Source organism: Streptomyces sp. NPDC039609 (assembly GCF_055596705.1).
In genome coordinates, this window is the sequence record NZ_JBVIUJ010000024.1 from 25019 (window position 1) to 42359 (window position 17341).

At 68.6% G+C, this 17341-nt stretch carries 16 protein-coding genes; 9 read left to right on the plus strand and 7 right to left on the minus strand.

The features are described 5' to 3' along the window. Positions 1-49 precede the first annotated feature (49 nt). Positions 50-1471 (minus strand): peptidoglycan recognition protein family protein, encoded by a 1422-nt coding sequence (locus ACZ561_RS39320; protein ID WP_471004829.1) that lies wholly within the window; start codon positions 1469-1471, stop codon positions 50-52. A gap of 137 nt (positions 1472-1608) precedes the next feature. Between ACZ561_RS39320 and ACZ561_RS39325 the strand changes: the two genes are divergently transcribed. From ACZ561_RS39325 to ACZ561_RS39345, 5 genes are all read left to right on the plus strand, one after another. Then, complete coding sequence (locus ACZ561_RS39325) at positions 1609-2361, plus strand: TIGR03089 family protein (protein WP_471004831.1); 753 nt, start codon at positions 1609-1611, stop codon at positions 2359-2361. 185 nt (positions 2362-2546) lie between these two features. Further along, positions 2547-3788, plus strand: coding sequence for an LCP family protein (locus tag ACZ561_RS39330; RefSeq protein ID WP_471004833.1), 1242 nt, complete (start codon positions 2547-2549; stop codon positions 3786-3788). A gap of 249 nt (positions 3789-4037) precedes the next feature. Beyond that, complete coding sequence (locus ACZ561_RS39335) at positions 4038-5834, plus strand: LCP family protein (RefSeq protein WP_471004835.1); 1797 nt, start codon at positions 4038-4040, stop codon at positions 5832-5834. A 50-nt stretch (positions 5835-5884) separates the two neighbouring features. Next, complete coding sequence (locus tag ACZ561_RS39340; protein ID WP_471004837.1) at positions 5885-7630, plus strand: LCP family protein; 1746 nt, start codon at positions 5885-5887, stop codon at positions 7628-7630. A gap of 425 nt (positions 7631-8055) precedes the next feature. After that, positions 8056-8484: a hypothetical protein gene (locus tag ACZ561_RS39345; RefSeq protein WP_471004839.1), complete on the plus strand. Its 429-nt coding sequence runs from the start codon at positions 8056-8058 to the stop codon at positions 8482-8484. Between the two features lie 79 nt (positions 8485-8563). On the opposite strand, the gene ACZ561_RS39350 is transcribed toward ACZ561_RS39345, so the two are convergent. Further along, complete coding sequence (locus ACZ561_RS39350; protein ID WP_471004841.1) at positions 8564-8977, minus strand: spore-associated protein A; 414 nt, start codon at positions 8975-8977, stop codon at positions 8564-8566. Positions 8978-9339: 362 nt separating this feature from the next. Then, complete coding sequence (locus ACZ561_RS39355; protein ID WP_471004843.1) at positions 9340-10368, minus strand: glycosyltransferase family 2 protein; 1029 nt, start codon at positions 10366-10368, stop codon at positions 9340-9342. Positions 10369-10495: 127 nt separating this feature from the next. Here ACZ561_RS39355 and ACZ561_RS39360 point away from each other — a divergent pair, with 127 nt between their 5' ends. Then, on the plus strand, positions 10496-11980 hold the full coding sequence (locus tag ACZ561_RS39360) for an LCP family protein (protein ID WP_471004845.1): 1485 nt from the start codon (positions 10496-10498) through the stop codon (positions 11978-11980). Positions 11981-12053: 73 nt separating this feature from the next. Here ACZ561_RS39360 and ACZ561_RS39365 read toward each other — a convergent pair whose 3' ends face one another. After that, complete coding sequence (locus tag ACZ561_RS39365) at positions 12054-12611, minus strand: acyl-CoA thioesterase (RefSeq protein ID WP_471004847.1); 558 nt, start codon at positions 12609-12611, stop codon at positions 12054-12056. A gap of 118 nt (positions 12612-12729) precedes the next feature. Here ACZ561_RS39365 and ACZ561_RS39370 point away from each other — a divergent pair, with 118 nt between their 5' ends. Beyond that, positions 12730-13995, plus strand: a complete 1266-nt coding sequence (locus tag ACZ561_RS39370; protein ID WP_471004849.1) for an LCP family protein — start codon at positions 12730-12732, stop codon at positions 13993-13995. 460 nt (positions 13996-14455) lie between these two features. Here ACZ561_RS39370 and ACZ561_RS39375 read toward each other — a convergent pair whose 3' ends face one another. Next, positions 14456-15358: a hypothetical protein gene (locus ACZ561_RS39375; protein WP_471004851.1), complete on the minus strand. Its 903-nt coding sequence runs from the start codon at positions 15356-15358 to the stop codon at positions 14456-14458. Between the two features lie 104 nt (positions 15359-15462). Further along, positions 15463-15903, minus strand: a complete 441-nt coding sequence (locus ACZ561_RS39380) for a peptidase inhibitor family I36 protein (RefSeq protein WP_471004852.1) — start codon at positions 15901-15903, stop codon at positions 15463-15465. A 264-nt stretch (positions 15904-16167) separates the two neighbouring features. On the opposite strand from ACZ561_RS39380, the gene ACZ561_RS39385 reads away from it, so the two are divergent. Next, positions 16168-16308: a hypothetical protein gene (locus ACZ561_RS39385; protein WP_471004860.1), complete on the plus strand. Its 141-nt coding sequence runs from the start codon at positions 16168-16170 to the stop codon at positions 16306-16308. Then, positions 16286-16501 carry an antibiotic biosynthesis monooxygenase family protein gene (locus ACZ561_RS39390; RefSeq protein ID WP_471004854.1) on the plus strand — a complete coding sequence of 72 codons (216 nt, stop codon included), beginning with the start codon at positions 16286-16288 and terminating at the stop codon, positions 16499-16501. The genes ACZ561_RS39385 and ACZ561_RS39390 overlap by 23 nt, the downstream gene beginning before the upstream one ends. A 504-nt stretch (positions 16502-17005) precedes the next feature. Here the strand turns inward: ACZ561_RS39390 and ACZ561_RS39395 are convergent. Next, a partial coding sequence (locus ACZ561_RS39395) for an acyl-CoA dehydrogenase family protein (RefSeq protein WP_471004856.1) occupies positions 17006-17341 on the minus strand: 336 nt, incomplete at its 5' end.

A 17341-nucleotide genomic window follows, 5' to 3' on the forward strand; every position in this document is an offset into this window, starting at 1 on the left:
CGTGCGATATGACCGGTCAGTTTATGCAGACGCTCCGGCGGTGCCCCCATCACGGCCGTCCCTGGTACTTCGCCGACGTGGTCCTCGCGGTGCCGAGCTTCCCGTAGAGGCGCGCTCCCGGGCAGGCCGTGGCGTAGCCGTCACGATGTCCCGCGATCGTGTTGAAGGTGACCTTCTTGCCCTTCTTGTACTTTCCGCCGGCCGAGACCAGCGTCGTCTTCCCCTTCGGATTCACCCCGTGCAGCCCCAGCTTCCACGCCGTCAGCTTCGCGACTGCGTTGACCACGGCTGCCGGAGGGGTCGTCGAACTGTAGGTGCCGAGGACGGCGATGCCCATGCTGTTGGTGTTGAAACCGAGCGTGTGCGCGCCGTGGACCGGCTTGGCCACGCCTCCGGCGCGTCCTTCGTAGATGTTTCCGCACTTGTCGACGGCGAAGTTGTAGCCGAAGTCACGCCAGCCGCTGCTCTGGGTGTGGTAGCGGTAGATACTGCGGAGGACGGAGGGCGCCTGCTTGCAGGTGTAGTTGTTGCCGGTCGCGCTGTGATGGACGAAGGCCGCCTTGACCGCCTTGGTGTAGACGAACCCTCCCCTGCGCAGCTTCTCGTTCGCCCCCCAGCCCTTCCGCGTGATGATCTTCGGGCGGGGTCCGATGTACGGCTTCGCGGCGGCGGCGGGGGCGGCGGCGGCCGGGATCGCGGGCGTACCGACCGGGGCGAGGTGGGTGTTGACGGAGGTGGCGGCCCTCTCCTCGACGGTCGGCCCACGGTGCGCGGTACGCGCCGCGTGCGCCACGCGCGTCTGGGGGCCCGGGTCGGCGGCGGGCTCCGGGCCCGGGTCGACCAGCTCGATGCGGAGCCCGGCGGGGAGGGGTTCGGCCTCGGCCGCGAACTCCTCGTGCCGCTCCGGCTCCACTCGGACCTCGACTCCGTCCGAGTCGCCGACCCAGAGCGGGGCGGTGGATCCACGGATCGCGCCCGAGACGGCCTCGGCGGTGTCGGGGTCGGCCCCGTGGTCGTCGCTGTGGATCTCGACGTTCTGCCACTCCGACCAGTCCGCGCTTCCGGTGGTCCGGGTGCGGACCTGGACGGTGCCGTGCAGGTGCGCCTGGGCGTCGTCCCAGACGACGCCCACGAGGGAGAAGGGTCTGACGTCCCGTCGGGCCAGGCCTTGCGCCGCCCCCGCGGTGGCGGGGCCGATGGCCCGACGGCCGTTCCCGAGCGGCGCGAGCCGCAGGGACTGGGTGGATCCGGCGACGTCCGCCTCCGAGGCGGCGGCCGGCGCCGCTTCCCGCTCCGCGGGGTCCACGACGGGTGGCGCCGCCGGAGCGGCGGGTTCGACGACGGTCGGCACCGCCGTCGGCATGGTGGGCGCACCCGGCTGCAGCGCCGCCGCAGGGGTCGCGAGGGACAACGGAAGGGCGAGAGCCGCCGCGCATGTCACGGCGATCGAGGAGACAAGGTTGGCACGCATGAAGTGATCGTCCGCAGCCCCGGGCCGTTCCGCACGGCGGGATTCCACCCGGAAACTGACGGTCCATCGGGCCGACCGGAGGACGGTGTCACCGGTACGGCGGCTTCCCGCAGACCGCCCCGCGTACCCTTGCCCGCGTGAACGCCAGCGACCGCACCCCCGCCGACCTGCTGCGATCCGCGCTCGCCGCGGACCCCGCCCGCCCCTTGGTCACCTTCTACGACGACGCCACCGGTGAGCGCGTCGAATTGTCCGTCGCCACCTTCGCCAATTGGGTGGCCAAGACCGCCAACCTGCTCCAGGGCGAGCTCTCCGCCTCCCCCGGCGACCGGCTCGCGCTGCTGCTGCCCGCTCACTGGCAGACCGCCGTCTGGCTGCTGGCGTGCTCGTCCGTCGGCGTGACCGCCGAGCTCGGCGGGGACCCGGCCGACGCCGACTACGTCGTCGCGGGGCCCGACACCCTCGACGCCGGGCTGGCCTGCTCGGGAGACCGGATCGCGCTCTCCCTCGCCCCGCTGGGCCGCCGCTTCCCGGCCCCGCCGGCCGGTTACGCGGACTACGCGGTGGAGGTGCCGAGCCAGGGTGACCGATTCGCCCCGTTCATCCCGGTCGATGCGGGCGCGGCCGCGCTGGTGGTCGGCGGTGCGGAACTGACGGGCACCCAGCTCGTGGACCGGGCCCGCGCGGACGCCGAGGCCCTCGGTCTCGCACCCGGCGCGCGGCTGCTCTCCGGCCGTGCCTACGACGGCTGGGACGGGCTCTCCGCCGGGCTGTACGCGCCGCTGGCGGCAGGGGCCTCGGTCATCCTCTGCCGGAACCTGGACCAACTGGCGCCCGAGGCGCTCGAGAAGCGGGTCGAGAGCGAGCGGGTCACCGTGACCGCGGTCTGACCGCCCGCCGAGGATCCACCCGTATGGCGCACCGACTCGCCGAGTCCCCGGGTCTGCGCCTCAACTCCGGTACATGATCGGCGGGTACGCACCCTCCCCGGCACAACCAAGCGTCAGGTTCGGCCGTCTATCTCAGCGACCGGCGGCCCGGCGCGCCGCCGACGCCATGAAGGATGGACTCAGACGTGACGGACAGTGCCGGCACGCCCGCCGAACCGGACCCCCCGGCCGGGGAGGAGACGCCCCGCACCACCGGAGAGGCCGGCGCGGAGGGCTGGGCGCGTGCCACCGTGGGCGATGCCCCGCGCAAGCGGCACTGGCTGCGCTGGACCGCGCTCGGGTGTTCGTTCGTCGTCCTCGCCGCGGCGGGTGCCGGCTGGTGGTTCTACCGCAAGCTCGACAACAACATCACCACCGACACCACGGCCGCCGCCGAACTGCGCGCGTACGAGAAGGAGCGCCCGAGCGCCGTCGCCTCGTCCGCGCGGAACATCCTGCTGATCGGCTCCGACACCCGGACCGGCACCGGCAACTCCCAGTACGGGCGGGACAAGGGGACCCAGCGCTCGGACACGACGATCCTTCTGCATCTGGCGGCGAGGAAGGAGAGCGCGACGGCGGTCTCCATCCCGCGCGATCTGATGGTGGAGATGCCTACGTGTCGCACACCGGACGGAACGCGCACACGTGAACAATTCGCCCAATTCAACTCGGCCTTCGAGATCGGCGGCACGGCCTGCACAATCCGTACCGTCGAGCGGCTGACCGGGATCCGGATCGACCACCACATGGTGATCGACTTCCGCGGCTTCAAGAAGATGGTCGACGCCGTGGACGGGGTGGAGGTCTGCCTCAGGGAGCCGATCGACGACTCCGACGCCAAGCTGAAGCTGCCGGCCGGGCGCCAGACGCTCCATGGCGAGCAGGCGCTGGGCTTCGTACGGGCCCGCAAGTCGCTGGGCAACGGAAGCGACACGGAACGCATGGATCGCCAGCAACAGTTCCTGGGCGCCCTGGTCAACAAGGTGCAGAGCAACGGCGTCCTGCTGAATCCGACCCGCCTGTACCCGGTCCTGGACGCGGCGACGAAGTCCATCACGACCGACCCGGGGCTCGACTCGCTCCGCGATCTGTACGACCTCGCGCGCTCGATGCGGGCGATCCCCACGGAGAAGGTGCAGTTCCTCACGGTGCCGCGGCGGCCGTACTCACAGAACGCGAACCGGGACGAACTCGTACAACCCGAGGCGAGTCAACTCTTCAAGCGGCTCCGCGAGGACAGGCCCGTGACCGTCACGCCCTCGGCGTCGGAGAGCACCGGCGAGGACAGGGACGGCAATGGGAAGCCGGACGACGCGGGCTCGCCGGGCCCGGTGCCGACGCCGACGTTCTCGGGACGCAGCGCGGCGGAAGGAGCCTGCCCATAGAGGAGGTCTGAGGGCGGGTGAGTAAAGGGGAGTCCAAGGGGAGGGCAGGGATGGATGAGGTTTGAGCAAATTGCCCAGTTGTAAGGGGCGTGGAATTTGTCACGGACGTCGCTCCGCGCTGAACTGGGCGGATAGTGTGACGCGATCCAGTGCTCTCGACCGCGTGGTCGCGCACTCATACGGATCGAACGACCGAGCGCCCGACGGGGTAGGCGCCTCGCGTGGCACCGACGGAGGATTCAAGTAACCGTGGACGCGCACAGCCGTGGACAGGCGGACGAGATCGACCCCGCCGACCAGTGGGTACTCAACCCGCAAACGGGCAACTACGAACTGCGACTGAACCACTCCGCTGGGCAGTCGACACAGCAGTCCCGCCCCCGCGGTGCCACCACTCCGGGCCAGAGAACCGGTGAGGGGTCACGGGCCGCCGAGCGTTCGCGAACCGGCGAGACCTCCCGGACCGGCGAGCGTTCGCGGACCTCGACCGAGGCGCCCGTTCCCGGCCAGCGCCGCCGCCGTGCCCCCGAGGGCCCCGCGGGCGGGCAGCCGTCGGCCGGTCGCCGCAAGCGCAAGCCGCAGAAGTCCCGTAAGAAGAAGGTCCTGCTCTGGACCGGCGGGACGATGGCCGTCGTGCTCGTGGCGGGTGCGGCGGGCGCGTACGCGCTCTACAACAAGTTCAACGGCAACCTCAACACCATCGACGTCGGTGACGCCGCCTCGGGCGGCGAGACGATGGAGGGGCCGCTGAACATCCTGATCATCGGCAACGACGTCCGCACCGGCGAGGGCAACACGACTTACGGGAACAAGGACAACGTCACCGGCCACGCCGACACGACGTTCCTCTTCCACGTCTCCGAGGACCGCACCAACGCGACGGCGATCAGCATCCCCCGCGACCTCAAGACCGAGATCCCGGACTGCCCGACGAAGCAGCCCGACGGTTCGACCAAGGTCATCCCCGGCTCCGGCACGAAGACGAAGTTCAACGAGTCGTTCGGTGTGAACGGCCGGGACCCGGGCTGCACGATGCGCACCGTCAAGGCGCTCACGGGCGGCATCGAGATCAACCACTTCATGATGGTGGACTTCAACGCCGTCAAGACGCTGTCGGCCGCGGTCGGCGGCGTGAAGGTCTGCCTGAGCAAGCCGATCCACGACAAGGACTACTCCAAGCTCAACCTCTCGGAGGGTGAGCACAGGGTCCAGGGTGAGCAGGCGCTCGCGTTCCTCCGCAACCGCCACGGTCTCGGCAACGAGAGCGACCTGGACCGGATCAAGATGCAGCAGCAGTTCCTGGCATCCATGATCCGGCAACTGAAGGAAGAGACGCTCGACAGCCCGACGAAGCTGTACTCGGTGGCGGACGCGGCGACCAAGGCCCTGACGGTGGACCAGGGAATAGGTACGGCCATCAAGCTGACCACCCTGGCCAAGGAGCTCGGGAAGGTCGACCTCAAGAACATCAGTTTCATGACCGTTCCGGTGCGCGACAACCCTGATGAACCGCCCACCAAGCGGGCGACCGTCGTCCTCGACCCGGAGCTGGCCCCGCAGGTCTTCGACATGGTGCGGAACGACGTCTCCTTCACCGAGGTGAAGAAGAAGGAGAAGGACGCCAAGAACGCCGAGGCCCAGGCCCAGGCGAAACTGCTCCAGGGAACGCGCGCCAAGGCCGCCGACGTACGCGTCGACGTCTACAACGGCAGCAACATCCAGTTCGCGGCGCAGTACACCATCAACTGGCTGCAGAACGACCAGGGCGTGACGCGGTCCACGAACAAGGCCAACGCCCCCGAGAAGGCGGCGAAGACCACGCTCACGTACGCACCGAACCAGGCCGATCAGGCCCGCAAGCTCGCGGACATGATGGGCCTGCCCGCCACGGCGCTCAAGCCGGGCACCACGGACGCCGGGGAGCGTGAGCCCATGACGCTCGTCCTCGGTTCCGACTTCAAGGGCGCGGGGGTGCCCATCACCGGTCCGGTAAAGGCGCCGGACGTGGGTCAGGTTGAAGCAGACAAGAAGGTGTGCGCCAAGTGACCCGGAAACACCGGGTCACGGCACACGCCTGACAAACGAGGGGACCAGGGGTGGGACAGAGCAGCGTGCGCAGGGAGGGGACGCGTGGACGCGTTCCGCACGCCCGAGATTTGGGCTGGGACGAGAGTCTCTACGGTGACAAGGGTGAGGGTGCCGGGGAGGGCACCCGCGCCCCCGGCGGCGGTGCGAGCGACGGCGGCGACAAAGGAGGCGCCGGTGGGAGCGGCGGCGAAGGTCGCACGAGTCACCGGCGCAAGGGGCCGCGCAGGCGTGCCAAGAAGAGCGGGAAACGCAAGATACTCCGCTGGGTCGCCGCGACGCTGTCGCTCCTGATACTCGCGACGGCCGGCGCCGGATACCTGTACTACCAGCACCTCAACAGCAACATCCGCAGCGGCGGCCGCGCGGGCGGCGAGAGCGGCGTCAAGAAGGCTACGCCGAACGCGCTCGGCGACACTCCGCTCAACATCCTGCTGATCGGCTCGGACAGCCGGGAAGACGCCAAGAACGTGGCACTCGGCGGTGGCAAGAACGACCGGGACCGGAAGCCACTCGCGGATGTGCAGATGGTGCTGCACATCTCGGCGGACCGCAAGAACGCCAACATCATCTCCATCCCGCGAGACACGGTCGTCCCGATCCCGAAGTGCACGGGCGAAGACGGTACGTCCTACGCGGCCACGACCAACCGGCCCATCAACGAGACGCTGCAGCGCGGTGGTCCCGGCTGCACGCTGACCACCTGGGAGAGCCTCACCGGGGTCTACATCGACCACTGGATGATGGTCGACTTCGCGGGTGTGGTCGCGATGGCGGACGAGGTCGGCGGTGTCCCCGTCTGTGTGACGACGGGCGTGTGGGACAGGTCGAACTCGATCGTGAAGGGCGGCTCGGGGCTGCAGCTACCCAAGGGCACCACCGAGGTCAAGGGAGAGCAGGCGCTCCAGTGGCTGCGGACCCGGCATGCGTTCGGCAACGACCAGAACCGCGCCAAGGCCCAGCACATGTACATGAACGGCATGATGAAGAAGCTCCAGGGCCAGAACGCCTGGACCGACACCGGGCGGCTGATGGGGCTGGCCGAGACCGCGACGAAGGCCCTGCAGGTCTCCGACGGTCTCGACACGGTGGCGAAGCTCTTCGATCTGTCCATGCAGCTCAAGAACGTGAAGATCGACCGTCTGACGACGACCACGGTCCCGACGACCGCCTATCCGCCGAGGCCGAACGAGTGGCTTCAGCTGGTGCCGAAGTCCGCCGACAAGATGTGGTCGATGCTCCGCGACGACGTGGCCTTCGACAAGAACGGCGACCCGGCCGGCACCAAGCCGTCCGCCTCCGCTTCCGCGAAGCCGAAGGGCCCGACCGCTGCCGCGCCGAACACCCTGGGCATCACGGTGATCAACGGCACGGGTGTCGACGGTCAGATGTCCGTGGACGGCCGGGCGAGCGGCACGGTGACGACCCTCAAGGGCAAGGGCTTCACCCAGGCGAAAGCCTCGCAGGGCGCCGAGCCCCGCAAGGACACGGTGGTCAAGTACCCGAAGGCGGCCGGCGACCAGGGGAAGGCCGACGCCCTGTCCGTGGCCAAGGCCCTCGGCCTGCCGGACTCGGCGGTCCGCGCCGACGGGAGCGCGGAGAACATCACCCTCGTCGTCGGCGGCGACTGGCGCGAGGGCGCCACGTACAAGAAGCCGAAGGACGAGGCGGGCGACCTGCCGGAGGGCGCGGATTCCAAGGTGAACTGCATGGAGGTCTACTCCGTCTACAAGTGGGACGGCAAGAGCACGAGCTGACGCCCCCACGGGATCGAATGGTGTTGGCCGGACCCCCGAAGGGTCCGGCCAACACCATTTCCCCCCAGTCTCCCCGTGATCCGCATCACGCGTGCACGATGCGCCGCGGCAGGGGCGTCCCTCGCAGTGGATGCGAGGGACGCCCCTCTTGCGCGGATGAGCCATCGCGACTGCCGTGAGGGTCGACGCGGCGAACGGAGATGGCGCGAGGGTCGCCACGCACAGGAAGCGGCAGACGAAGGAGGGTGCCCTTCCGGAGGCCGCGGACACAGGTGCGCCCGAGGTATACCTGCCAACTCGCACCAGATCACGGGACTTTGACCATACGTCAGAGTGGCACGCATCACCCTCTTGATCATTTACTTCGATCGATCATTGGCTATAGCTTCAGCTGGCTTTGTCCGCCGTCCACTTGGAGCTACCCCATGAACCTTGGCAAGAAGGTCGCGTCGACTCTCGGCGCCCTCGGCGCGATAGCCGGCCTCTCGCTCGTCAACGCCCCCGCCGCCGCCGCCAGCACCCCCTCGGGCTGCGCCAGCGTCTCCCAGGTCGGCACGACCCGGGTCATCCAGGTCGGCGGAATCGACGCCGCGTCCGTCAAGCAGTACTACGGCTGTGGTTACAACTACGCCTACATCTACGTGTGGCAGCAGTACCGGAACACCCACTCGAACTGGGACCTGTACGTCCACATCGTCAACCACTCGGACTCCGGCACCGACTACGGTGACGCGGAGCTCAACAACACCACGCGCTCCGAGCTCTGGGGCCCGGCCGCCAACACCGCGGCCTTCTGCACGCACGCCACGGGCTACCTGAACTCGACCGGCGGTTCGACCTCCAAGGTCTGCTGACGGCGCCACGGCGTGCATCACGCGCATGGAGCCCCGACGGGATCCGTCGGGGCTCCATCCTGTGCGGGCTCACGCCATGTCAGCCGCAGTGGTCGTCGTAGTTGACTCGGGTGTAGTTGTCATTGGCCGAGCCGCCCCAGTCGATGCAGGAGTTGGGGGCGTACAGGTACACCGGACCCGCGTAGTACTTGAAGCTGCCCTCGTCCATCTCGTTGTACTTCCACACCGTGTCGTTCCTGGAGAGCCGAATTCTGGTGTTCAGCCACAGCGCGGTCCCCGGAGAATCGCTGACGGTGACGACACAGTTGTAGCCGGTGGAGGAGTTGTACGTGAGGAAGGTCGTGCCCTCGCCGACGTACATCGAGTCGATCACCTTGTACCCGGAGCCACAAGCGCCGTTGTAGGAGGCCGCGTAGGCCGTGCCGGCCGAGACCGCCATTCCGGCGGCGGTGATGCCCAGGACGGCCGCGATGGAACCAAGTCGCCTGCTCATGCGCATATTTGAGTCCTTGTCATGGAAGCTTGATCGAGCGCGATCTTGGCGGGGTGTCGCGAGACAAGCAACTGTCAAGGACGTGAGGTGCGTCACGATCGGCCGTACGTCGGACGCGTTCGAGATCCGTCGGGATCAGCCGGCGGACGGTAGGCGGTGGGTACGGCCGCAACGCGACCGGCACGAACAAGGCGGCACCACCGGCTCGTAGGCCGGCGGTGCCGTGGTCTGCTCCGTCGCGGTATCTGTCGGGTCCGACCGGTCTCTCCGCGCCGCCCCGCTGAGGGAGAGGCCATGATCCGGGTGATGCCCGTACGACGGAGGCCGCCCGGTGCGTCACGCACCGGGCGGCCTCCGTCGTGTCAGACCTCCGCGGTCTTCACCGCCGGGCGGCGGCTCGCGATGACCTTCCGCGCCAGCGCGCGGGGGCTGGTCAGGAAGCCGTAGCCCCAGGACATGTGCATCGTCGCGAGGGCCACCGGGATCTGGAGACGGGCCTTCAGCGGGAGGCCCTTGCCCGCCGGGACCGAGCCCGCGGTGATCGCGGCGAGATAGCCGGCCGGGATCACGAAGCCGAGGGGGGTGAGCGCCACGCCCACCACCAGGCCTGCCGCGATCGCGCAGACGGCGGTCGGCGGGGCGAGGTAGCGGAGGTTGATGGAGCCCTGGTGGTAGCGGGCCACGACATGGCGCCACCGGCCGTAGTCCTTGTACTGCTTCGCCAGCGCGCGGACGCTCGGGCGGGGCCGGTACTGGACCCGCAGCTCGGGCGAGAACCAGATCAGACCGCCCGCCTCGCGGATACGGAAGTTCAGCTCCCAGTCCTGGGCGCGGATGAACTCCACGTTGTAGCCGTCCTGCCGCTCCAGGGCCTCGCGGCGGAAGACACCCAGATAGACGGTCTCGGCCGGGCCCGCCTGGCCGCCGGTGTGGAAGGCCGCGTTGCCGACGCCGATCTTCGAGGTCATCGCGGCGGCGACCGCGTGCTCCCAGTCGTTCTCGCCCTCGGCGTGCATGATGCCGCCGACGTTCTGCGCGCCGGTCTCCTCCAGGAGGCGGACCGCGGTCGCGATGTAGTTGGGCGACAGCATCCCGTGACCGTCGACGCGTACCACGATCGGGTGACGGGATGCCTTGATCGCCGCGTTGAGGGCGGCGGGCGTCCGGCCCGTGGGGTTCGGCACGGTGTGGACCCGGGGGTCCTCCCGTACGAGTTCGGCGGCGATCTCGTCCGTACGGTCCGTGGACGGGCCGAGCGCGATCACCACCTCCATCTCGCCGTCGTACTCCTGCTCGAGGATGTGACGGACCGAGTTGCGCAGGTGCCGCTCCTCGTTGAGGACCGGCATGATCACGGAGACGGGGGGCAGGGCGGCGGGCATGGCGTTCATATTGCCCGCCACGTTACCGCGAACGGGGGACACGAAGCGCGTCACGGAGACGAGTGCGCGAGGTCGCTGATCGTATGGGCCTACCGTGCTCACGGTCCCCTCGTCCCACCCGCGGAGGTGTCCCCCGGTGCCCACACCGCCCCGCACGCCCCGTCCCCGGCCGGCCGCCCGTTCCGTACCGGCCCGCCGTGTCAGACGGGTCCGACGGGTGCGACGGGTCCGGCGGCCACGGTGGGGGATGCGGATCGCGACGACCCTCTCCGTCCTCGTGCTCGGCGCGGGCGGCATCGGCCATGCGATGGTGACCGGTCTGGACACCGGGATCACCCGGGTCGATCCCTTCAAGGACATGAAGAACCGGCCCCAGGCCGGGCACGGCATGAACGTGCTGGTCGTGGGCACGGACGGGCGGGACAGGATCACGGAGGAGGAGCGGAGGGAGTACCGCCTCGGCGGGAACCCCTGTCGCTGCACCGACACCGTGATGCTCGTCCACATCTCCGAGGACCGGGAGCGGGCGAGCGTGGTGAGTCTGCCCCGTGACTCGTACGCCGAAATGCCAGAGCACATCGACGAGACCACCGGCCGACGGCACCAGGCGCATCCGGTGAAGCTGAACGCCGCGTACGCCGAGGGCGGGCCCGGGCTGACGGTGCGGACCGTCGAGAGGATGACGGGCGTAAAGATCGACCACTATCTGGAGGTCGATTTCACCAGCTTCATGAAGACGGTGGACGCGGTCGGCGGGGTGAAGATCTGCACGGCGCGGCCGCTGAAGGACTCGTACACCGGGCTGGACCTGCCGGCCGGATCGCACGAGATGAACGGCGGGCAGGCGCTGCAGTACGTGCGTGCCCGTCATGTCGACGGGGCGGCCGACATCAGCCGTATGCAGCGCCAGCAGCGGTTCCTGGCGGCGCTGGTCGACCGGATGACCAGCGGCGGGGTGCTGCTCAACCCGGTGCGGTTCCGCGACGTCGCCACGACGATGCTGAACTCGGTGCGGGCGGACGGCGGATTCGGTACGGAGCAGGTCCTGGCCCTCGCCAAGGCGATGCGGGGCTTCACCCCGGCGTCCTCGGAGTTCGTCTCGGTGCCGATCGGGGACGTGAGCTTCCGGGTGAAGGGCATCGGCTCGACGGTGAAGTGGGACGCGCCCAAGGCGCAGAAGCTGTTCCAGGCCCTGCGCGACGACCGGCCGCTCGCCCCGCACAAGGCGGTGGCGAAGGGCGGGCCGAAGGCGGCGGTGGTGGATGTGGCGCCGAAGACGATCCGCGTGCAGGTCTACAACGCGACGGGGACGGCCGGTCTGGGCCGGAAGGCCGATGACGCGCTGCGGGCCACGGGCTTCAACACGACGCGCGCACCGCGGACCGGCGGCGGCGCCCCTCACCCGCGCACGGTGGTGGAGTACGACCCGCGCTGGGACCGCTCGGCGAAGTCCCTGGCGGCGGCGCTGCCGGGAGTGAAGCTGAAGGCGGTGAAGGGGCGCGGCGCGACGCTGCGGGTCTTCGTGGGCTCGGACTACAAGGGGGTCACGCCGGTGCGGCCGGAGGAGCCGACGAAGGGACCGTTCGTCGCGGTGAAGGGGGACGAGGTGGTGTGCCCGTAGCCCGGTCGCGCTACGCCGGCGACGGAGCGGACTCGCCCGCCGGGGCGCGGCTCCGCCGGCACCGCCCGGGGCGTCAGTCCTCGTAGCCCTCCGCCGCGCGGCGCTCCCGCAGATCCATGATCGCGCGGCGGCGGGCCAGTCGGTGGGTACGGCGGATCTGGGCCTCCTGGTAACGGCGCTTGTCCCGCTCGGTCTCCGGGAGCACCGGCGGGACCGGGCGCGGCTTGCCGTCACCGTCGACCGCCGCGAAGACCAGATAGGCCGAGCCGACCTGCTGGGCAGGGGTGGACTCGTTCCAGCGCTCGGCCATGACGCGGACGCCGACCTCCATCGAGGAGCGGCCGGTCCAGTTGACCTGGGCCTTCACATGGAGCAGGTCCCCGACTCGTACCGGCAGCAGGAAGGCCATCTCGTCCATGGAGGCGGTCACGGCCGGACCGCCCGAGTGCCGCCCCGCGACGGCACCCGCCGCGTCGTCCACCAGCTTCATGATCACGCCGCCGTGCACCGTACCCAGGAGGTTCGTGTCGTGGCTGGTCATGATGTGGCTGAGCGTGGTGCGGGACGCGGAGGTGGGCTTGCCCGGAATGTCACCCTGTGGGCGGTCCGTGCGCTGGGCCTGGTCTGTCATGCCCTCCACCTTATGCCGGGTCCCGGGCTCGTCCTCATTGCATCAGCTTGGCAACAGCGCCGCCCCGATTCCCCACCCACCCTGTCGGCGCTCGGGAGGCGGCCTGCAGACTGTCCGCATGAATGACTGGCCCGATGACGGCGGATACGGCCGCGGCAGCTCGAGCTCTCAGCCCGAGGGAGCCCGCCGGATGCGCCATGTGCAGCGCCCGCAGGTGCCCCAGCAGCAGCCGCAGTACGACCCCGGCTACGGCCAGGGCCAGCCGCGGCAGGGCTCCGGGTACGACAGCGGCTACAACACCGGGCAGGTCTACGGGCAGCGGAACTACGGCGGCGGGCAGCAGCCCCCCGTCATTCCGCCGCAGCCGGGCCAGGGATACCCCGGTACGCCCGGCCGTCCGGCACCGGACTGGCGCCGCCGCGTCAAGGTCGGCTCGATCGTCCTGGTCGTCGCCGTGCTGGCCTGGGGCATCGGCACGTACGCCTGGGCCAGCAGCCAGATGCGCAACGAGGTCGACCTGGCCAAGGTCATCGAGCGGCCGGCCGAGGGCGACTGCACGACGTATCTGATCGTCGGCTCCGACAGCCGTGAGGGCATGTCGGCCGAGGAGAAGAAGAAGCTGCACACCGGTTCCGCGCAAGGCAAGCGGACCGACTCGATGATGATCCTCGCCGCCTGTTCCAGCGGGAACACGATGGTCTCTCTGCCCCGTGACTCGTGGGTGACGATCCCCTCGTTCGTGGGCTCGGAGTCCGGGAAGAAGTTCGGGGCTCGTGGCGGCTCCAAGCTGAACGCGGCGTACGCGATGGACGGCCCGGAGCTCCTGGTCCGCACGGTCGAGTTCAACACCGGGCTGCGCATCGACCACTACGCGGAGATCGGCTTCGCCGGCTTCGCGAACATCGTGGACGCGCTCGGCGGTGTCGATCTGAACATCGAGAAGGGCTTCAAGGACGACAAGTCCGGCGCCGACTTCAAGGCGGGCGAGCAGACCCTCAACGGCGAGCAGGCCCTGGCGTTCGTCCGTACCCGGTACGCGTTCGCCGAGTCGGACCTGGCGCGGACGAAGAACCAGCAGAAGTTCCTCTCCGCGCTGGCCAACCAGGCGGCGACGCCGGGCACGATCCTCAACCCGTTCAAGCTGTACCCGACGCTGGGCGCCGGCCTGGACACGCTGATCGTCGACAAGGACATGTCGCTGTACGACCTCGGCAAGATGTTCTTCGCGATGAAGGGCATCAGCGGCGGCGACGGCAAGTCGATGAACATCCCGATCTCGGGCAGCGCGCCGCAGGGTTCGCTGAAGTGGGACATGCCGAAGGTGAAGCAGCTGGTGTCGCAGATCCAGAACGACGAGCCGGTCACGGTGACGTCGAACCGCTGACGCGCGGCGGGTGAGCGGAAGGGCGTCCTCGATCCGGCTCCGTATCCCGGGCCGCGGCGAGGCGTCGGTCGGAGTGGTCCACCTCCGCGCCCCCGTCGTCCGGCGCATCCGGATCAGCCACTCGCGCGCACCCAGGCCCGGTCGTGCGCGAGCACCGAGGGGTCCCGCACCAGCCGCAGCAGGGCTTCCTCGCCGGACGGCCGAGCGTGTGCAGGAAGCTCACCGCGTGGAGCGCCACGAACCGGGCCACTACGTCTCCACCCGCGCCCGGGCGGCGGTGCGGCGGCCGGCGGCGGCCGGCGGCGGTGCGGCGGCCGGCGCCGCCGCGAGGGCGTCCAGGTCGACACGCTCGCTCATGGCGCCGGGTTCCTTCGCCGTCCGCTTCCGCCGACCGGAGACCTGCCGACGGCGGCGATCGAAGTCAGTGACTCAGAGGTGCGCTCCGAAGGTCACGGCGCCGTCATCCACGCTGGTCGACGATCTTGTCCGCGTCCGCCATGATCTGGGCCCTCTGCGCGTTCGCCTTCTCCAGGACCGACAGATGCTTCGCTATTTCCTTTTCCTGAATCTTGATCTCAACATTCTGCCAAACGGAGATCAAATTGGTGGATGCTTTGCAGGCATAATCGGCAGCCGCGATGCGCAGTTCTGTCGCGCTTGGCTTCGGCATCTTCAGATCGGCCTTCGAAAGCGCCTGCAGGGGGCCCGTGTATGAATGGCCCTTCTTTGCCATGCAAGCCGACCAGTCCGCGGTGACCGCCTTCACCTTGGCATCCTTCAGAGACTCCACGAAGCTTTTGCTGCTGATCTGCCGTGCGACCGGGGAGTCCAGAGAACGGTCGCCCATGAGCTCTCCCCGGGCCACGGCAGCGCAACCCGACGGGCCGCCCAGGGCAGCCTCCTGCTGAGCTGAAATTCTCTTTCGAGGCGCAGCCGTACCTCCGAACCATGAAGGAGGGAGGTGATAGCCGTAGGTCAACATATCGGCTTTGACGATCGGCCCGTAGCGACGTCCGACCTCATAGGGGTCGGGGTACTGCTGGCCTGCTGCGCCCGTCCGATCTATCGGCGGAACGTTTCGCTGCCGCAAGCACGCATTTACCAGAATGGTGGTCGCGGACCTGACTCCCGACATTTTACTCGGCGTCAGCAGATACTTCTGCACGGGCAATGGGAGCGGATTGGCCTCAACGGCGACGGATGACTGCGCGTCCCCGCCGTGGGGCGGCCGCTGCGCTTTCGCCGTAGGCGCCGACCCTTGGGGATCAGGCTCAGGACTGCCCCCGGAAGCGGCACATGAAGAAAGCGCCAGCAGGGTGACTGCGGCGCATGCCGTGGTGAAGATATTCTTGACGTAGCGCATGATCCATCGATTCTTCGATCGCTCGACAGTCGTAGCGAACCGTAGGCCGTACCAAACAGCTTGCCGGCCCTGGCCGAGACGATCAGCCAGGGCCGGCACAGGAATTACGGGCAGCCCGCCTTCATGGAGGCGTTCTCGTTGTACGTGTACCAGAGCTGCCCATAGGAAGTATCGCCGAAGTAGTCGATATTCCCACCGTAGTTGCTGTTGTAATAGACCCACATGGAACAATTGGTGCCGTTGATCTCCCCCGAGGCGGCATTGTTCTTCACCGACTTCCCCGCACCGGCACCGGAAGAGTCGAAGTAGTAGCCGGCGAGATCCGGAATCGCGAGCGTCGTCTCGACGTTATTGGCGTCGAAGTAGCGCATGAACTTGGCACCGGACTGGCCCGAGTTGTAGTAGAGGCACACGCGGCTGTAGGAGCACCGACCGGTAGACCCCTTCGTGTCCGACGAGTTGTGGGTCTCGGCGGACGCGACACCCGTCCCCAGGATCGTCGTCAGAAATGTAGCGCCAGCGACGATTGCGCTCTTTATCTTCACTGAATATCTCCGTTGTCGTGTACGCGCCCACCAATGGGGTAGATCACAAAATACCGACGACGACGATCTTCGTCAACGACTCGGAGATGTACCCAAAAAGACAGCTATTTAAGCCTGAGGCATGCCATGCTGATATTTACGTGGACGATTAAACCCAAAACGGAATGCCAGCCTCCGACCTGGTGTGAGGTTCCCCCGAGATGCGGGGAGAGGCGACCGAGGCCAGATGGTGCTCAGGGGACTCACCATCGAAGCAGGTGCGTCATGGCCGAGGACCGCACGTTCTGGGCGCCCGGGAGCCGGCAGGTTTCCAAAGGCAACGAGGACGAATTCATCGAACGGTGGACCGCCTTCCTGGACGAAGAAGGACAACGACGGTTTCGTGTGCGCCCGGCTCCTGCGTGACACGGCCGCACCGGGGCACTTCATATCCTTCGCGTCCTGGCGTGACGCGGACGCGATGGGCGCCTGGAAGACCAAGCCGGAGTTCGCACAGCACTTTGGGGCCTGCAAGGCACTGTGCGACGAGATGCGGGCTAACGGCACGTACTGGCCGTGTCCGTGTAGACGCCCGGGACGCGCGAAGGCCCCCACTTGACGGTGGGGCCTCTTCGGGGGCGTCTCACCCCAGGATGCCCTCGGTCCGACTCCGTACCTCGGGCCGCAGCGAGGCGTCCGCGTCGATACGGGCCAGGACCTCGCGGCTGCACGGGTGCTCGTTCATGTAGCTGAGCATGCGGCCATGTAGCTGAGCATGCGGCATCAGGGCCATCCCCAGGAGGCCGGTGTCGTGCCACTCCGGCCGTTCGTCGTATGCCGTCTCGTCGTCCCCGTCATCGTCGAACCATGCGGCCGGCGGTTCCGGCTGTGCCCGCCGCGCGGCGGGCCGCCGTATCCCGAGCCTGGTGGCACTGCAAGACGAGTTCCGGGTATCGCAGGACACTGCCCGCAAGACGGTGCAGGTCCTCTAGGACGAAGGGCTGGTCACACGGTCACCGGCATGGGCGTCTACGTCGTCGACAAGGCCGCCGCGTAGGCGAACCCGCGCAACGCAACGACCCCCGGCAGCGCGCCGGGGGCCGCGAGTCGTACCGCCTCCGTACTACGGGAGGTTGCGGGCCATGACGATGCGCTGGACCTGGTTGGTGCCTTCGTAGATCTGGGTGATCTTGGCGTCGCGCATCATGCGCTCGACGGGGTAGTCGCGGGTGTAGCCGTAGCCGCCGAGGAGCTGGACGGCGTCGGTGGTGACCTCCATGGCGACGTCGGAGGCGAAGCACTTGGCGGCGGCGCCGAAGAAGGTCAGGTCGCCGTCGACGCGCTCGGACTTGGCGGCGGCGGCGTAGGTGAGCTGGCGGGCGGCTTCGAGCTTCATGGCCATGTCGGCGAGCATGAACTGCACGCCCTGGAAGTCGGCGATCGGCTTGCCGAACTGCTT